The organism is Microbacterium sp. RU33B (assembly GCF_900155915.1).
Lineage (GTDB): Bacteria > Actinomycetota > Actinomycetes > Actinomycetales > Microbacteriaceae > Microbacterium.
This window is the reverse complement of sequence record NZ_FTPO01000001.1, coordinates 1886432-1902365: the sequence shown is the minus strand read 5'-3', so window position 1 is coordinate 1902365 and position 15934 is coordinate 1886432. Positions and strand designations below refer to the sequence as shown.

The 15934-nt window shown below is 70.1% G+C and carries 11 protein-coding genes; 5 read left to right on the top strand and 6 right to left on the bottom strand.

Annotated features, from left to right (window positions below; all coding sequences use genetic code 11):
* Positions 1-42 precede the first annotated feature (42 nt).
* Both pflB and B0B14_RS09235 read right to left on the bottom strand, forming a co-directional pair.
* Complete coding sequence (pflB, locus tag B0B14_RS09240) at positions 43-2304, bottom strand: formate C-acetyltransferase (RefSeq protein WP_076681100.1); 2262 nt, start codon at positions 2302-2304, stop codon at positions 43-45.
* Positions 2305-2481: 177 nt separating this feature from the next.
* Positions 2482-4131 carry a Mur ligase family protein gene (locus B0B14_RS09235; RefSeq protein WP_179085281.1) on the bottom strand — a complete coding sequence of 550 codons (1650 nt, stop codon included), beginning with the start codon at positions 4129-4131 and terminating at the stop codon, positions 2482-2484.
* A gap of 139 nt (positions 4132-4270) precedes the next feature.
* Here B0B14_RS09235 and B0B14_RS09230 point away from each other — a divergent pair, with 139 nt between their 5' ends.
* The 3 genes from B0B14_RS09230 (at position 4271) to B0B14_RS09220 (ending at position 7272) form a co-directional block, all read left to right on the top strand.
* Positions 4271-5575 carry a M50 family metallopeptidase gene (locus B0B14_RS09230; RefSeq protein ID WP_076681099.1) on the top strand — a complete coding sequence of 435 codons (1305 nt, stop codon included), beginning with the start codon at positions 4271-4273 and terminating at the stop codon, positions 5573-5575.
* Between the two features lie 78 nt (positions 5576-5653).
* Positions 5654-6022: a YciI family protein gene (locus B0B14_RS09225; protein ID WP_076681098.1), complete on the top strand. Its 369-nt coding sequence runs from the start codon at positions 5654-5656 to the stop codon at positions 6020-6022.
* A complete protein-coding gene (locus tag B0B14_RS09220; protein WP_076681097.1) occupies positions 6019-7272 on the top strand; it encodes an RNA polymerase sigma factor in 1254 nt (417 codons plus the stop codon). Before B0B14_RS09225 ends, B0B14_RS09220 begins: the two co-directional genes overlap by 4 nt.
* Before the next feature lie 24 nt (positions 7273-7296).
* Here the strand turns inward: B0B14_RS09220 and B0B14_RS09215 are convergent, their stop codons facing one another.
* Together B0B14_RS09215 and B0B14_RS09210 are read right to left on the bottom strand one after the other, a co-directional pair.
* Entirely contained in the window at positions 7297-9240 is a 1944-nt protein-coding gene (locus B0B14_RS09215) for an anthranilate synthase family protein (protein ID WP_076681096.1), read from the bottom strand.
* 144 nt (positions 9241-9384) lie between these two features.
* Entirely contained in the window at positions 9385-10593 is a 1209-nt protein-coding gene (locus tag B0B14_RS09210) for a low temperature requirement protein A (protein ID WP_256714317.1), read from the bottom strand.
* 147 nt (positions 10594-10740) lie between these two features.
* On the opposite strand from B0B14_RS09210, the gene ispG reads away from it, so the two are divergent.
* Positions 10741-11892, top strand: a complete 1152-nt coding sequence (ispG, locus tag B0B14_RS09205) for a flavodoxin-dependent (E)-4-hydroxy-3-methylbut-2-enyl-diphosphate synthase (RefSeq protein WP_179085280.1) — start codon at positions 10741-10743, stop codon at positions 11890-11892.
* Between the two features lie 116 nt (positions 11893-12008).
* Here ispG and pcp read toward each other — a convergent pair whose 3' ends face one another.
* Positions 12009-12644 carry a pyroglutamyl-peptidase I gene (gene pcp, locus B0B14_RS09200; RefSeq protein ID WP_179085279.1) on the bottom strand — a complete coding sequence of 212 codons (636 nt, stop codon included), beginning with the start codon at positions 12642-12644 and terminating at the stop codon, positions 12009-12011.
* Positions 12645-12671: 27 nt separating this feature from the next.
* Complete coding sequence (locus tag B0B14_RS09195) at positions 12672-14120, bottom strand: RNB domain-containing ribonuclease (protein ID WP_076681094.1); 1449 nt, start codon at positions 14118-14120, stop codon at positions 12672-12674.
* A gap of 56 nt (positions 14121-14176) precedes the next feature.
* Here B0B14_RS09195 and B0B14_RS09190 point away from each other — a divergent pair, with 56 nt between their 5' ends.
* Complete coding sequence (locus B0B14_RS09190; protein WP_076681093.1) at positions 14177-15931, top strand: proline--tRNA ligase; 1755 nt, start codon at positions 14177-14179, stop codon at positions 15929-15931.
* Positions 15932-15934: the final 3 nt, after the last annotated feature.

Genomic DNA, 15934 nt, shown 5'->3' with positions numbered 1-15934 from the left:
CGCGGCCATGTCATCGGCTCTGTTCGGCTCGGTGCTTCGGAGTCACGCCGCGTGGAACGTGCGCGACAGCACGTCGAGCTGCTGCTCGCGCGTGAGCCGGACGAAGTTCACGGCGTAGCCGGACACCCGGATCGTCAGCTGCGGATAGTTCTCGGGGTGCGCCATGGCGTCCTCGAGGGTCTCCCGGTTCAGCACGTTGACGTTCATGTGGTAGCCGTGGGCGCCGATGTAGGCGTCCAGGAGCCCCGCGAGGTTCGCGATGCGCTCGTCGCGGGTGCGGCCGAGTCCCTGCGGCACCACGGTGTTCGTCAGCGAGATGCCGTCCTGCGACTGGTCGTAGGGCAGCTTGGCCACAGACAGGGCGGAGGCGAGCATCCCGTGGGTGTCGCGTCCGTTCATCGGGTTCGCTCCCGGGGCGAAGGGCTGGCCGGCGCGGCGGCCGTCCGGGGTGTTGCCCGTCGCCTTGCCGTAGACCACGTTGGACGTGATCGTCAGCACCGACTGCGTCGGAAGGGCGTCTCGGTACATCGGGTGACGCCGGATCTTCGCCATGAAGCGCTCGACGAGGTCCACCGCGATGTCGTCCGCGCGGTCGTCGTCGTTGCCGTAGGACGGGAAGTCGCCCTCGGTGGCGTAGTCGACCACGATGCCCCGCTCGTCGCGGATCGGCGTGACGGTGGCGTACTTGATGGCCGACAGCGAATCGGCGGCGACCGACAGGCCGGCGATCCCGCAGGCCATCGTGCGCAGCACGTCCTTGTCGTGCAGCGCCATCTCGATGCGCTCGTAGGCGTACTTGTCGTGCGACCAGTGGATGCAGTTGAGTGCCTCGACGTACGTCTCGGCCAGCCAGTCCATGGTCTTGTCGAACTTCTCCATCACGTCGTCGAAGTCCAGCGGTGCGTCGGCGACGGGAGCCGCGACCGGGGAGACCTGTTTGCCGGACACCTCGTCCTTGCCGCCGTTGATGGCGTACAGCAGGGTCTTGGCCAGGTTGACGCGCGCGCCGAAGAACTGCATCTGCTTGCCGATGCGCATGGGCGACACGCAGCACGCGATGGCGGCGTCATCCCCCCACGCCGAGCGGATCGTCTCGTCGGACTCGTACTGCACCGCGGAGGTGTCGATCGAGACCTGGGCGCAGTAGTCCTTGAATCCCTGCGGCAGCGCCGGACTCCAGAAGACCGTCATGTTCGGCTCGGGTGCGGGCCCCAGGTTGTACAGCGTCTGCAGGAAGCGGAACGAGTTCTTCGTGACCAGCGGTCGCTCGTCTTCGCCCATGCCGCCGATCGTCTCGGTGACCCACGTCGGGTCGCCGGAGAACAGCGCGTCGTACTCGGGAGTGCGCAGGAACCGCACGATGCGCAGCTTGATGACGAAGTCGTCGATGATCTCCTGAGCCTCGATCTCGCTCAGGATGCCGGCCTCGAGGTCGCGCTGGATGAACACGTCGAGGAAGGTCGAGGTGCGGCCCAGCGACATCGCCGCGCCGTTCTGCTCCTTGACGGCGGCGAGGTACGCGAAGTACAGCCACTGCACGGCCTCGCGGGCGGTGGCGGCCGGACGCGAGATGTCGAAGCCGTAGGAGGCCGCCATCTGCTTCAGCTCTCCGAGCGCGCGGATCTGCTCCGCGTGCTCCTCCCGCATGCGCACGACCTCTTCCGTGAACGGCGTCGTGTCGAGCTCGAGCTTGTCGAGCTTCTTCGCGGCGATGAGTCCGTCGACGCCGTAGAGAGCGACGCGGCGGTAGTCGCCGATGATGCGTCCGCGGCCGTACGCGTCGGGGAGGCCCGTGATGATGTGCGACGAGCGGGCCGCGCGCACGTTCGGCGAGTACGCGTCGAAGACCGCTTCGTTGTGCGTCTTGCGGTACTTCGTGAACACCTCGCGGAGGTTCTCGTCGATCTCGTAGCCGTAGGTGTCCAGTGCGCCTTCGACCATGCGCCATCCGCCGTTGGGCATGATGGCGCGCTTGAGGGGCGCGTCGGTCTGGAGGCCCACGATGAGCTCGTCGTCTCTCGCGATGTACCCGGGCGCGTGCGCGGTGATGCCGGCGGGCGTGTGGGTGTCGACGTCGTAGATCCCCTTCTCGCGCTCTTCGGGGAACATCGCCGAGAGGGTGTCCCACATCCGCGTCGTGCGGGCGGTGGCGCCCTGGAGGAAGGCGGAGTCGCCGTCGTAGGGGGTGTAGTTGCGCTGGATGAAGTCCCGGACGTCGATCGCGTCCTGCCAGGGACCGGCGGTGAAGCCGTTCCAGGCGGCGGGCATCGCGTCGGCCTCGTGGGTCTCGATGATGGTGGACATGGGGTTCGCTTCCTTCCTCCTCGGGGGAGTACGCCTTCACGCTACTCCTGTGGTCAGACCACATGCAAGGGGTCGAAGGTCCCGTCATGCCCAGGCCCTCCGGAACGACGAAGAGGGGATGCCGGAGCATCCCCTCTTCGTGGCCTCACCACACCGCCGGAACGGCCTGCGGCGGTCTCAGCGCCACTCGCGCGTCGGGTCGGACAGAGGCGTCTCGTCGTCGGGATAGGGAACGGGCCAGACCGGATCCGGAGCCGGCCAGCCGGCGGCGATCAGCGCTCGACGGGAGAGCTCCCGGGCCGAGTAGGGGGTGCGGACACCGCGCACATCCCGGTAATCCTGGTGACCCGGGCCGGCCCACAGGATCGCGTCGCCCTCGCCGACGAGCTTCACGGCCTCGATGATCGCGCGTTCGGGCGGCGAGTACTCGTGGATCTCGGCATCCGGCCGCGCGAGCCGCGCGCCCTCCACGAGCGTCTCGCGGATCGTGTCGGGGTTCTCGAACCGCGGGTGGTGGTCGGTGACGATCAGGATGTCGCTGCCCTCGACGGCGGTGCGACCCATGTCGTGGCGCTTCGTCGCGTCGCGGTCGCCGTCTGCGCCGAAGAGCATGACGACCGTGCCGGGCGTCACACGGCGGACCGCGGCCAGCGTCTTCTCGAACGCGTCGGGGGAGTGCCCGAAGTCGACGTAGACGGCGGGACCCCGGTCGCCCGAGACGAGCTGGGTGCGGCCGGGGAGGTAGGCCTCGACCCGTCGGCCGTCGAGGGCCGCCACGAGGGCCTCCCAGGTGTAGCCGCCCTCGAGCAGCATCACGATCGCGAGTCCGGCGTTCGCGGCCATGTGCGGACCGATGACGGGCACCACGGTCGACAGCGACCGACCGTCGCGCGCCGTGAGGGTGAACTCCGTGCCGTTCTGGCGCTCTTCGCCGATCGCGACGGTCCAATCGGCATCCGCCGTGGGATCGGCGGCGATGTCGGGCGTGATGATCGTGACGTACGGGATCTCGGACCGGGCCGCGACCTCCGCCCCGGGTGCGGAGTCGAGCGAGATGACGGCGCGGCGGGCGCGGTCGGGGCGGAAGAGCGGGAGCTTGGCCTCGAAGTACTCGCGCATGTCGGCGTAGTCGTCGAGGTGGTCATGCGACAGGTTGGTGAAGCCCGCGACGTCGAACACGAGTCCGTCGACGCGGTGGCGGCTCAGGGCCTGCGCGCTCACCTCGACGGCGACGGCTTCGACACCGCGCTCGCGCATGAGGGCGAGCAGCGCGTGGAACTCGGATGCTTCGGGTGTCGTGAGCCGCGACACGATGACCTGGCCGGCGATGTGCCGCTCTGCCGTCGACGACAGTCCGGTGACCACGCCGAGCTGGCCCAGGATCCCCTCGAGCAGGTGCGACACGCTGGTCTTGCCGTTCGTGCCGGTGGTTCCGAACATCAGCGGGAGCTCGTCGTCGGCGCCGGTGCCGTAGACCCAGGCCGAGAGCTCGCCGAGGAGCCCGCGCGGGTGGTCGACGACGACGAGGGGAAGCCCCGCGGATGCCGCGAGCTCCGCTCCCTCGGCATCCGTGACGATCGCGACGGCGCCCTTCTCGGCGGCCTGCGCGGCGAACTCGGCACCGTGCCGGGTCGCTCCGCGGATCGCGACGAACGCCTCGCCCGCGCGCAGATCGGCGGTGGCGAGCGTGATGCCCGACAGGGTCACCCCGGAGGCATCCCCGTGCACCTCTCCGGAGAAGCGGGCGGCGAGATCGTCGAGGGAACGCACCGGCGGATGCTCCGGTCGGAGCACGGGCGGGAGGTTCGAGGGTGCGGCGGTCGGCATGGCCGAACCATCATCTCATCCGGCGCGCTCTGCACCCACGTCGCGTCCCGACTCTCGTTCGGGAGGCGGGGAGACGCGCTGGGCGCACGCCCAGCCCTCGCTGGGCGTGTTCGGAGCATCGCGAGGGTAGCGTGTGCGTGTGACCGTCCTCGCCTTCATCATCGGCATCCTGCTCATGGTCGTGGGCCTCGCCGTCTCCATCGCTCTGCACGAGCTCGGCCACCTGTGGCCCGCGAAGAAGTTCGGCGTGCGCGTGGGGCAGTACATGATCGGATTCGGCCCGACGCTGTGGTCGAAGCGCCGCGGAGAGACGCAGTACGGTGTCAAGGCCATTCCGCTCGGCGGTTACATCTCGATGGCGGGCATGTACCCCCCGTCGCCGAAGGAGCTCGCCGCAGAGGCCGCCGGCACCCAGAACGGCCGCGCCGGCGGCGGATTCTTCGCCACGATGGTGCAGGACGCACGGTCCGCCAACGACGAGACGCTCGAGGGCCGGGACGACGACCGCGTCTTCTACAAGCTGCCCGTCTGGAAGCGCGTCGTCATCATGCTCGGCGGACCGATCATGAACTTCCTGTTCGCGATCGTGCTGTTCACGATCCTGTTCTCCGGAGTCGGGCTGCAGACGGCCGTCCCGACGGTGTCGCAGCTCAGCGAGTGCGTGCCGGTCGCCGGCACGTCGGAGTGCGCGGCGGATGCGGCGCCTGCCCCCGCGGCGGCCGCGGGCCTCGAGCCCGGCGACACGATCGTCTCGGTCGACGGCACGCCGGTCTCCACGTTCGACGAGGTCTCCGAGCTGGTGCAGGCCTCGCCGGGCAGTCCGCTGTCGCTCGTGGTGGCCCGTGACGGTGTCGAGCGCACCGTCACCGTGACGCCGGCGACCATCCAGGCGGCGGGGGAGGACGGCGCGACGCAGGACATCGGATTCCTCGGCATCCGTCCCACCGCCGAGTACGTCCGCCAGCCCATCTGGGTCGGCGCGCAGACCGCGGTGGAGAACGTCGGGGCGGTCGCGAACGTCATCTGGCAGCTGCCGGTCAAGGTGTACGACACCGCCGTCGACCTCTTCACGGGTCAGGAGCGCGATCCGGACGGACCGCTCAGCGTCGTCGGCGCCGGCATCCTGTCGGGCCAGGTGGCGTCGGTGGATGCGCCGATCCTCAATCGGGTCGCGGGATTCCTCGGACTCCTCGCGTCGCTGAACATCGCGCTGTTCGTCTTCAACCTCGTGCCGCTGCTGCCGCTCGATGGAGGACACGTCGTCGTGGCGCTGTGGGAGGGCATCAAGCGGACGTGGGCGAAGGTCTTCCGTCGGCCGCCGCCGAAGCCGGTCGATGCGACCAAGCTCGTGCCGCTGACCTTCGTCGTCGTGATCGCGCTGATCGTCATGGGGGCGGTCCTGATCCTCGCCGATCTGTTCAACCCGGTGTCGATCCTGAACTGATTTCTCCGGACGTGTCGAGAACGGGCTTGCCCGTTCGCTGATGAGGTGAAACGGTTCCTCTGACGAAAGGACACGACCGTGAAGTACGTCATCATGTTCACCTCGACCCCTGAGCTCGATGCGGCCGTGCCGCCGGAGCGCATGCAGGAGGTCTACGGGCGGATCTTCCAGTGGTACGAGGAGCACGGCGCCGTGATCGCAGACTCCGGCGCCGAGCTCATGCCCCACGACACCGCGACGAGCGTCAAGTACTCGGCGGGCGGCCCGGTCGTCGTGGACGGCCCGTTCTCCGAGGCGAAGGAGGTCATCGGCGGCTTCAGCGTCATCGACGTCCCCGACATCGATGCGGCGATCGCGCTGGCCAAGAGCTGGCCGATGCTCGAGCTCGAAGGCACCTCCGTCGAGCTTCGTCCGATGGTGACGGACTACAGCCAGTTCGAGCAGTGAGCGGACCGGATGCCGCGGACAGCGGCCCGCCGGTCGGGTCCGCGGCATCCGATCAGCTCCTCGCGCGTGTCGTGCGCGCCGAGGTCGGTCGCATCGTCGCGTCGTTGACGGCGTCGCTGCGCAGCCTCGACCTCGCGGAGGAAGCCGTGGCCGAGGCGGTCGAGGACGCCCTGCGGGAGTGGCGGGTGCGCGGCATCCCGCCCCGCCCCGGGGCCTGGCTGATGCAGACGGCGAGGCACAACGCCCTCGACCGGATGCGGCGCGAGAAGACATACCGCTCGAAGCTCGTGCTGATCGCCGAACCGGATGTCGCCCCCGAGCCGGCAGCCGCGGACGCCGACGAGCGCCTTCCGCTCCTGTTCGGATGCTGTCATCCGGCGCTGTCGGCCGACGCGCAGCTGGCGCTGACGCTGCGCGCGATCTGCGGCCTCACGACGACTCAGATCGCCCGCGCGACGCTGTCGACCGAGCAGGCCACCGCCCAGCGCATCGTGCGCGCCAAGCGCAAGATCGGCGCCGCCGGCATCCCGATCCGCGTCCCGGAGGGCGCTGAGCGCCGCGACCGGCTCGACATCGTGCTCACGGTGGTCTCGGTGATGTACAGCGAGGCCCATCTTCTCGCCGGGGCGGATGCCGCCGCCGACCGCGATCTCGCCGACGACGCGCTCTGGCTCGCGCGGGTGGTCTCGGATGCCCTTCCCCGGGAAGCCGAGGCGCACGGACTTGTCGCGCTCCTGCTCTTCCACCGCGCGCGGGAGGACGCCCGCGCGGTCGACGGCGACCTGGTGCTGCTCGAGGCGCAAGACCGCCGCCGCTGGGACGAGGCGATGCTGAGCGAGGCCCGCGGGCGCCTGGAGCGGGCGGCGATGCTCCGCCGTCCCGGCCGCTGGCAGCTGCAGGCGGCCATCGCGGCATGCCACGCCGACGCCGCCTCCGCATCCGACACCGACTGGCTGCAGGTCCTGACCCTGTACGACATGCTGCTGGCCTACGACCGTTCACCGGTCGTGAGACTCAACCGCGCCGTCGCACTCCTGCGGGTGGAGGGTCCGGATGCCGCTCTCGCCGAGCTGGATGCGCTCGCCGCCGCGCTGTCGGGGTTCCACCTGTGGCACGCGGTGCGCGCCGCCGTGCTCCGCGACCTCGGGCGCGACGACGACGCGATGGCCGCCGACCTCGCGGCGCTCGAGCTGACCGCCAACGAGGCCGAGCGGCGGCTGCTCGCGCGGCGGGTCGACTCTTCTCCGTAGCGGGGGCGGTGACCGCCGCGACGGTCAGGCCAGGGCGTGCGCGACCAGGCGCTCGAGGGTCGTCATGCCGTCCCGCGAGAGGATCGACTCGAGGTGGCCCTGCACCGACGCGTACCCGGGACCGCGCAGGGCGTAGACGGCGCCCGTCTCCGTGTCCGCGGCGATCTCGGTCTCCCCGGCCGCTGCGGTGCCGGGGTGCACCGTGGCCGTGAAGGTGTTGTAGAAGCCGATCGAGGCCGGCGTGCCGAAGACGTCCACCGTCTTCTGCAGGCCCTGGTGCGGGGCGTCCAGCGGTGCCAGATCGATGCCGAGCGAATCGGCGAGGATCTGGTGGCTCAGGCACACGGCGAGGAGCGGGCGGCCGGCCTCCCGTCGGCGGCCGACGACCTCGCGCATCCGGCGCATCCGCGCGCTCCCGGGATCGCGGGGGTCTCCGGGGCCGGGGCCGGAGACGATGAGCTCGGCGTCATCCACCTGGGCGTCGGTCACATCGCTCCAGTGCACGATGTCGACGTCGAGCCCGAGGTGGCGCAGCTGATGGCCGAGCATCGTGGTGAAGCGGTCCTCGGCGTCGACGACGAGCGCGGAGCGGCCCGCGAAGGGACCCTCTCCGGTCGCGTCCTGCGGGTTGAGCCAGAACTGGGCGAGCCGGGCGTTGCGCGAGTGGAGCAGGGCGGCGATCGTGGGGTCGTCGGCGAGCACGGCGGGCTCGGCCGCCGGGGCGTCCTCGTCGACCTCGATCGGCTGGTCGCGGGGGACTGCGCCGATCGCGCCGAGCACGCCCGCGGCCTTTCCGTGCGTCTCGCTGACCTCTCCGTACGGATCGGAGTGGCGCACGAGCGTCGCACCGACGGGCACCCGCAGGCGACCGTCCACGAGGTAGGCCGTCCGGATGAGGATCGGGGCATCGAGATCGTGCGTGGGCGCGTCGGCCGATCCGGCATCGGAGCCGGAGCCCTCGTCTGCGGTCGCCGAGCGTGTCGACGGGCGCGGAGTGAACAGCGCCGCCACTCCGGAGTAGTACCCGCGCGGCGAGCGTTCGTGTCGCGTGATGACGGTGCACGCGTTCTGCATGGGCGAGCCCGTCACCGTCGGCGCGAACATCGTCTCGCGCAGGATGTCGCGGGGGTCCAGTCGGCTGCGGCCGCGGAGCACGTACTCGGTGTGGGTGAGGCGCGACATCTCCTTGAGATGGGGGCCGGTGATGCGCCCGCCGTCCGAGCACACGGCGCTCATCATCTTGAGCTCCTCGTCGACGACCATGAAGAGCTCCTCGGTCTCCTTCGTCGAGCTCAGGAACTCCGTCAGGGTCTCGGCCGTCGCGCCTCCCGCGGGGTGGCGGAACGTGCCCGAGATCGGGTTCATCGTCACGACATCCCCTTCCGCGCTCACGTGCGCCTCCGGGCTCGCCCCGACCGCGACGTGACCCGGAGTGGAGATCAGGAACGTCCAGTACGCCCCGCGCTCGTGCTCGAGGAGCGCCCGGAACCAGGTGAGGCCGGCCGTGACGGCATCCGTCTCGACCGATGCGGTGAAATCGCGCCGGATCACGAAGTTGGCGCCCTCGCCGCGGCCGATCTCGTCGGCGATGACGCGGCGCACGATGTCGGCGTAGTCGTCGTCGGCGATGTCGAAGCCCGCGTCCTCCAGGGGAACGGGTGCCGAGGGGAGCTCCGCCACGACCTCGGAGCGCGGGAGCGCGGTGTGCGCGTCGACCACGAGGCACCGCAGCGGCGCGCCGTCGTCGTGGCACTCGAACCCGCGCTCGCGCACCTGACGGAACGGCACGAGCGCGAGGACCTCGCGGGCGACTCCGCCGGCATCCACGAGCGGGATGTCGGCGAGGAGCTCGACGTCGACGACGTCGCCCGTCAGCAGCTCGACGGTGTCTCCGTCGCGGGCGAGGAGGGCGAACGGGATGCCGCGCGCGGCGAGCTCGCGGATCGGGAGGGGTGCGGACCCGGTCATCGAAGTTCTTTCGTCAGGCGGGCGGTCAGCCTGGAAACGAAGAAGACCGCCCGGAAGCGGTCTGTGTTCGCGCGAACGACCGCCTAGGAGGCGGGCCACCAGGTGATGTTCGCGGGCATGCGCCGAAACTACCACAGGCCCCGCTCACGGCAGCGCGCCGTTGCGACGCAGGACCTCCTCCTCGTGACGGTGTCCGACCAGCTCGTACCCGACGACGATGACCACCGGCGACATCGCCAGCCCGACGATGGAGGCCCCGATCGAGCCGCCCAGCAGCGCGACGACGATGCTCGAGGCGAGCACGACGAGCGCACCCAGCAGCAGCCACAGGTGGAACGGATCGAACTCCCGCACGAGCACCGAGTAGACCGTGAACAGCGTCAGCTCGAAGATCAGCAAGGGGATCGCGACGCACAGGAGGGCGAACACGGCGTCGACGTGCGCCTCGTCCGACAGGACGTTCGCCGCGACATGCAGGCCCGCGCCCACGCCGGCGATCGCCGCGAGCAGCACGATGTGGCCGTAGCCCCAGAAGAAGGCGCGGCCCCGGTGGCGATGCAGGATGCTGCCGGAGGGGAGCACGAAGTACGACCACCACATCCCGAATGCGAGCACGGTGCCGCCGAACGCGACCAGCACCGCCTGCACGCTCCACCCCTCGACCTCGACGACGGCGGAGATGGCGAGGATCGTGCCGAGCAGCACCTCACCCAGCGTGATGATCACGAGCAGCCCGTAGCGCTCGGCGATGTGATGCGCGTGCCAGGGAGTCTGGCCCTTCCGCTCGGCGATCCACGGGCCCAGCATCTCGGCCACGACGAGCAGCGTCATGAGAGCGAGCGCGACGGGCGTCGACTGATGGGCGATGAGCACGACGAGCCAGCCGACCTGCACGATCGACAGCCAGACGGCGTACGTCAGGGTCGTCGACCTCCGACTCGGATCGTGCTTGGCGGCGCGCAGCCACAGCGCGATCGTCGAGCACCGCATGACCACGTAGCCCGCGATCATGATCGAGTTGTCGACGTAGCGTCCTTCGTCGAGCGAGTGGAAGAACTGCGGGAAGCCGAGCGCCATCACCAGGACGCCGATCATCTGCACGAGCGTCGCGAGGCGGAAGAACAGGTCGTCGTTGTCGTACGCACTCGCCAGCCAGGAGTAGTTGATCCAGGCCCAGGTGACCGCGAACATCGAGATGCCGAACCCGAGCACACCGGTGCCGACGTGCCCCAGCTCGAGCAGGTGAGCGGCTTGGGATCCGGCCTGGCTGAACGCGATCACGAACGTGAGGTCGAACAGCAGCTCGAGCGGTGTCGCGGCCCGGTGCGACTCGTTCGTGTCGCGGCCGGTCATGCGGGCGAGTCGATGGCTCAGGCTCATGGCGCACCAAGGTACACCGAGACGGCGACGGGGTCGCGAAGACGACGTGAGCCCTGCCTCACCCGGCGGATCCACAGTGAGGACCCGCCGTCCGCGCGTCGCGGGCCGTAGGCTGGGGGAGTGCCAGCTGTGAATCTCGGGATGCCCAAAGTGCCCGATGTCCTCGCCCCCCGTCGCAAGAGCCGCCAGATCAAGGTCGGCAAGGTGCTCGTCGGCGGCGATGCGCCCATCAGTGTGCAGTCGATGTGCACGACGCCGACGACGAACATCAACGCGACGCTGCAGCAGATCGCCGAGCTGACGGCATCCGGCTGCGAGATCGTGCGCGTCGCGGTGCCGTCGCAGGACGACGCCGACGTTCTGCACATCATCGCGAAGAAGAGTCAGATCCCCGTGATCGCCGACATCCACTTCCAGCCGAAGTACGTCTTCCAGGCGATCGACGCGGGCTGCGCGGCCGTGCGCGTCAACCCCGGCAACATCCGCAAGTTCGACGACCAGGTGGGTGCGATCGCGAAGGCGGCGAAGGATGCCGGCGTGTCGCTGCGCATCGGCGTCAACGCCGGATCGCTCGACCCGCGGCTCCTCCAGAAGTACGGCAAGGCCACCCCCGAGGCGCTCGCGGAGAGCGCACGCTGGGAGGCCTCGCTGTTCGAGGAGCACGACTTCCACGACTTCAAGATCTCGGTCAAGCACAACGACCCCGTCGTGATGGTGAAGGCCTACAGACTGCTGGCTCAGATGGGCGACTGGCCGCTGCACCTCGGCGTGACCGAGGCGGGCCCGGCGTTCCAGGGAACGATCAAGTCCGCCACGGCCTTCGGCATCCTGCTCGGCGAAGGGATCGGCGACACGATCCGCGTCTCGCTCTCGGCGCCGCCCGCCGAAGAGGTCAAGGTCGGCCACCAGATCCTGCAGTCGCTCAACCTCCGCGAGCGCAAGCTCGAGATCGTCTCGTGCCCGTCGTGCGGCCGTGCGCAGGTCGACGTCTACACGCTCGCGGACGACGTGACCGAAGGCCTGAAGGACATGTCCGTCCCGCTGCGCGTCGCGGTCATGGGATGCGTCGTGAACGGACCGGGCGAGGCCCGCGAGGCCGACCTCGGCGTCGCGTCGGGCAACGGCAAGGGTCAGATCTTCGTGAAGGGCCAGGTCATCAAGACGGTGCCCGAGGCCGACATCGTCGCGACACTCATCGAAGAGGCCAACCGCCTCGCCGACGAGATGGGCCCGGATGCTCCGCTCGGCACCGCTCAGGTCGTCACCGCCTGACCTGTTCGAGCTCGCTGGCGCGTTCGGTCGGAGAAACGCGCTTCGGTCGGAGAATTCGTCTCGAATCCTCCGACTTTCGCGAGAATCTCCGACGTCGCGGGCGTCACCTGAGCTGCTCAGTGCAGCGAACCGCCCACGGCCTGCACGTCGGACTCGCTGTCGAGGGTCGTGCGGATCGCGATGAGCAGCGCCCGTGCGATGTCGGACACCGCAAGCTCGGGCTCGTCGGCGGGGGCCTGACCCGTTCCCCACGGCACGTGCACGAAGCCCGCCCGGCGGCCGGAATCCTCCGCCCACACCGCCGCGCGGAAGAACACGTGGTTGCACACGAACGTCCCGGCCGTCGTGGAGAGGCTGGCCGGGATGCCGGCGGCGACGGCATCCTGAACGATCGCCTTCACCGGCAGCGATGAGAAGACCGCCGCGGGGGCATCGGACAACGACGGCTCGTCGATCGGCTGCGCGCCGTCGTTGTCGGGGATGCGGGCGTCGACGAGATTGAGGGCCACGCGCTCGACGGTGATGCCCGAGCGTCCGCCTGCCAGCCCCACAGCGATGACGACGTCGGGCTCGTGCTCGTCGAGCAGCTCGTCGAGCGCCGTGGCCGCACCATCGAACGTGACCGGCAGCACGGCCGTCACGAGCACCTCCGGTCCGCTCCACTGGGCGGCCGCGAGGTGGACGGCCTCGCCCGACGGGTTGACGGCGTCGCCGCCGAACGGCTCGAATCCGGTGAGGAGCACGGTCGTCATGGGCCCACGCTACCCGCGGGCTGAGCGTCAGGCCCCGTCGACGAGGGTGAAATCGAGGGTTCCCGTCGCGATGTCTGTGCGGTCGAGTCTCAGGCGCACGAGAGAGCCCGACGCCGTCTCGAGGCCCGCGACGGTGACCTGGGCCGGCGGATCCACGAGCTGAACCCTGACCCCATTCCCTCTCCGCCCGAGGACGGCGCCCGTGAAGACGTCGCCTTCGCGGCCGCTCAGGACGGCGGCCTCGACGCGGTCGATCGCCGCGCCGGTCAGTCGACTGGAGATCGACGAACTGCGGGCCATCAGCTTCGGCAGCTCAGGAAGGCTCGCCCGGACCCAGTCCGGAACCTGTTCGCCCGACGCCAGGGCGTGACACACCACGAGCGACCAGCGATCCACGAGTCGCCGCAGCGGCGCCGTCGTGTGCGCGTAGGGGGCCGCGATCGCCGCCTGCAGGGGGTCGTCCGGCACGTCTCCGTCGAACGCGAGATAGCCCGCGCCGCGGAAGAGGCCCGCCGCGGCATCCTTCACCGCCAGGGCGGCGGGATCGTCACGGTCGAGACTGCGGAGGAACTCTCCGTACGACATGTCGAAGCGCCAGGGGATGCCGAGCGCGACGGTCTCCACGCGGAACGCCGCGAGGTCGTCGTCCGACGCCGGCGGCATCGTGCGCAGGATCCCGATGCCGCCCGCCAGCATGATCTCGGCCGCAGCCATGCCCGTGAGAAGGCTCACCTGGGCGTTCCACTCCTCCACGGGGAGCGAGGGACCGCGCACGAGGCGGTAGCCTCCGTCCTCGGCCACGACTTCGGTGTCGGGGATGTTCAAGCTCGCGCCGCCGCGTTCGCTCTCCCGCGCCGCGCGCTCGGCGCCGAACCAGGGGAGTGCACGGAGGGAAGCCGGCGCAGACCCGTCGTCGATCGCGCGCTGCGCGTCGCGGTAGCTCCACTGGGCGCGAGAGCGCACCACCGCACGCGTCAGGGTCGTCTCGACGGGCCGCGCTCCGTCATCGAGCAGGAACCGCCAGACGTAGGCCCGCCGGTCCTGGTCGGGCAGGAGAGAGGCGGCATCCTCGCTCAGCGTCTCGGGATGCAGGGGCACGCGCCCGTCCGGCGCGTACATCGTCTGCCCTCGGCGGCGGGCCTCGGCATCCACCGCTCCGCCCGGCCGCACGAAGGCGGGGACATCGGCGATCGCGTAGTGGAGCACGGCACCCTCAGGAGTGCGCTCGAGGTGCAGCGCCTGATCGAGGTCGGTGGAGCCGGCGGGGTCGATCGTGACGAACTCGATGTCGCGCAGATCCGCGAGGTGGGCGGCATCCGGGTTCGTCGACACGCGGTGGGCCGCATCCTCGGCCTCGGCGAGCACATCGGGTGCGAACCCGGTCGGTAGATCGAGCTCGCCGCGCAGGGCGGCCAGGGAGGCGGCGAGCTGACCGCTCACGGCCGACGGGACCAGGCGCGAGCGACGGGCGGGCACGGGGCCAGCCTATTGCGCACGATCTCCGCGCGGCGCGAGAACTAAGCTTGACCCTCGTGGTCACCCGTCTCTCGCACTACTTCCTCCGCACGCTCCGCGAAGACCCGGCCGATGCCGAGGTCACAAGTCACCGGCTGCTCGTCCGCGCCGGGTACATCCGGCGCGCTGCGCCGGGCATCTTCACGTGGCTGCCGCTCGGGCTCAAGGTCAAGGCGCGCATCGAGGCCGTCATCCGGGCCGAGATGGCGAACGCCGGCGCGTACGAGGTGCACTTCCCGGCTCTTCTGCCGCGCGAGCCCTACGAGGCCTCGGGCCGGTGGACCTCCTACGGCGACGGCATCTTCCGCCTGCAGGACCGCCGCGGCGCCGACTACCTCCTCGCTCCGACGCACGAGGAGATGTTCACGCTCCTCGTGAAGGACCTGTACTCGTCGTACAAGGATCTGCCTCTGTCGATCTACCAGATCCAGGACAAGTACCGCGATGAGGCGCGCCCCCGCGCAGGGCTCCTGCGGGGTCGAGAGTTCACGATGAAGGACGCGTACTCGTTCGACTACACCGACGAAGGCCAGGATGCCTCGTACCAGGCGCAGCGCGACGCGTACGAGCGGATCTTCACCGGTCTCGGACTCGAGTACGTCATCGTCGCGGCCGACAACGGCCTGATGGGCGGCGCGCGCTCGGAGGAGTTCCTCCACCCCACCCCGGTCGGCGAAGACACGTTCGTGCGCTCCGCCGGCGGGTACGCCGCGAACGTCGAGGCCTTCACGACGCTGGCGCCCGAGCCGATCCCGTTCGACGGGCTGGCCGACCCCGTGATCTTCGACTCGCCGAACACCCCGACGATCGAGACCCTCGTCGCGCACGCCAACGCGCACCTCGACGGCGAGTACTCGGCCGCCGACACGCTCAAGAACGTCGTCCTCGCGCTCACGCACCTCGACGGCACGCGTGAGCTCGTGATCGTCGGCATCCCCGGAGACCGCGACGTCGACGACAAGCGCGTGGAGGTCGCGTTCGCGCCCGCCGCGGTCGAGGCGGCCACCCCTGAGGACTTCGAGAAGCACCCGCTGCTGGTCAAGGGCTACATCGGCCCCTGGTCGGCGCAGGGTCCGATCCTCGGCGAGGAGTCGGCCACCGGCATCCGGTACTTCCTCGATCCCCGCGTCGTCGACGGCACGTCGTGGATCACGGGCGCCAACATCGACGAGAAGCACGTGCACTCGCTCGTCGCTGGTCGCGACTTCACCGCCGACGGGTTCGTCGAGGTCGCGAACGTGCGCGCCGGCGACCCCGCTCCCGATGGGTCGGGGCCGGTCGAACTCGCGCGCGGCATGGAGATCGGCCACGTCTTCGCGCTCGGCCGGTTCTTCGCCGAGACGCTCGGCCTCAAGGTGCTGGACGAGAACGGCAAGCTCGTCACGGTCACGATGGGCTCGTACGGCATCGGCGTGACCCGCATCCTCGCGATCATCGCCGAGCTCAACAACGACGACAAGGGCCTCATCTGGCCCGCGTCGGTGTCGCCGTTCGACGTGCACGTGATCGCGGCGGGCCGCGATGCCGCGGCATCTGAGGTCGCCGCGGCGCTGTCCGCAGACCTCGAGGCCGCCGGTCGCGACGTGCTGTTCGACGATCGCGTGAAGGTCTCGCCGGGCGTGAAGTTCGCGGATGCCGAACTGATCGGCGTTCCGCAGATCGTCATCGCGGGCCGTGGCGCTGCCGACGGCGAAGTCGAGCTCTGGGACCGTCGCACCGGCGATCGCGAGACCGTGGCGGTGGCGGAGGCGGTCGCGCGGCTCACCGCGTAGCGG

Excerpts from the sequence above, each read along its gene's own strand:
- pflB (WP_076681100.1), bottom strand. The coding sequence starts at position 2,304 with ATGTCCACCATCATCGAGACCCACGAGGCCGACGCGATGCCCGCCGCC.
- B0B14_RS09235 (WP_179085281.1), bottom strand. The coding sequence starts at position 4,131 with ATGCCGACCGCCGCACCCTCGAACCTCCCGCCCGTGCTCCGACCGGAG.
- B0B14_RS09215 (WP_076681096.1), bottom strand. The coding sequence starts at position 9,240 with ATGACCGGGTCCGCACCCCTCCCGATCCGCGAGCTCGCCGCGCGCGGC.
- B0B14_RS09210 (WP_256714317.1), bottom strand. The coding sequence starts at position 10,593 with ATGACCGGCCGCGACACGAACGAGTCGCACCGGGCCGCGACACCGCTC.
- pcp (WP_179085279.1), bottom strand. The coding sequence starts at position 12,644 with ATGACGACCGTGCTCCTCACCGGATTCGAGCCGTTCGGCGGCGACGCC.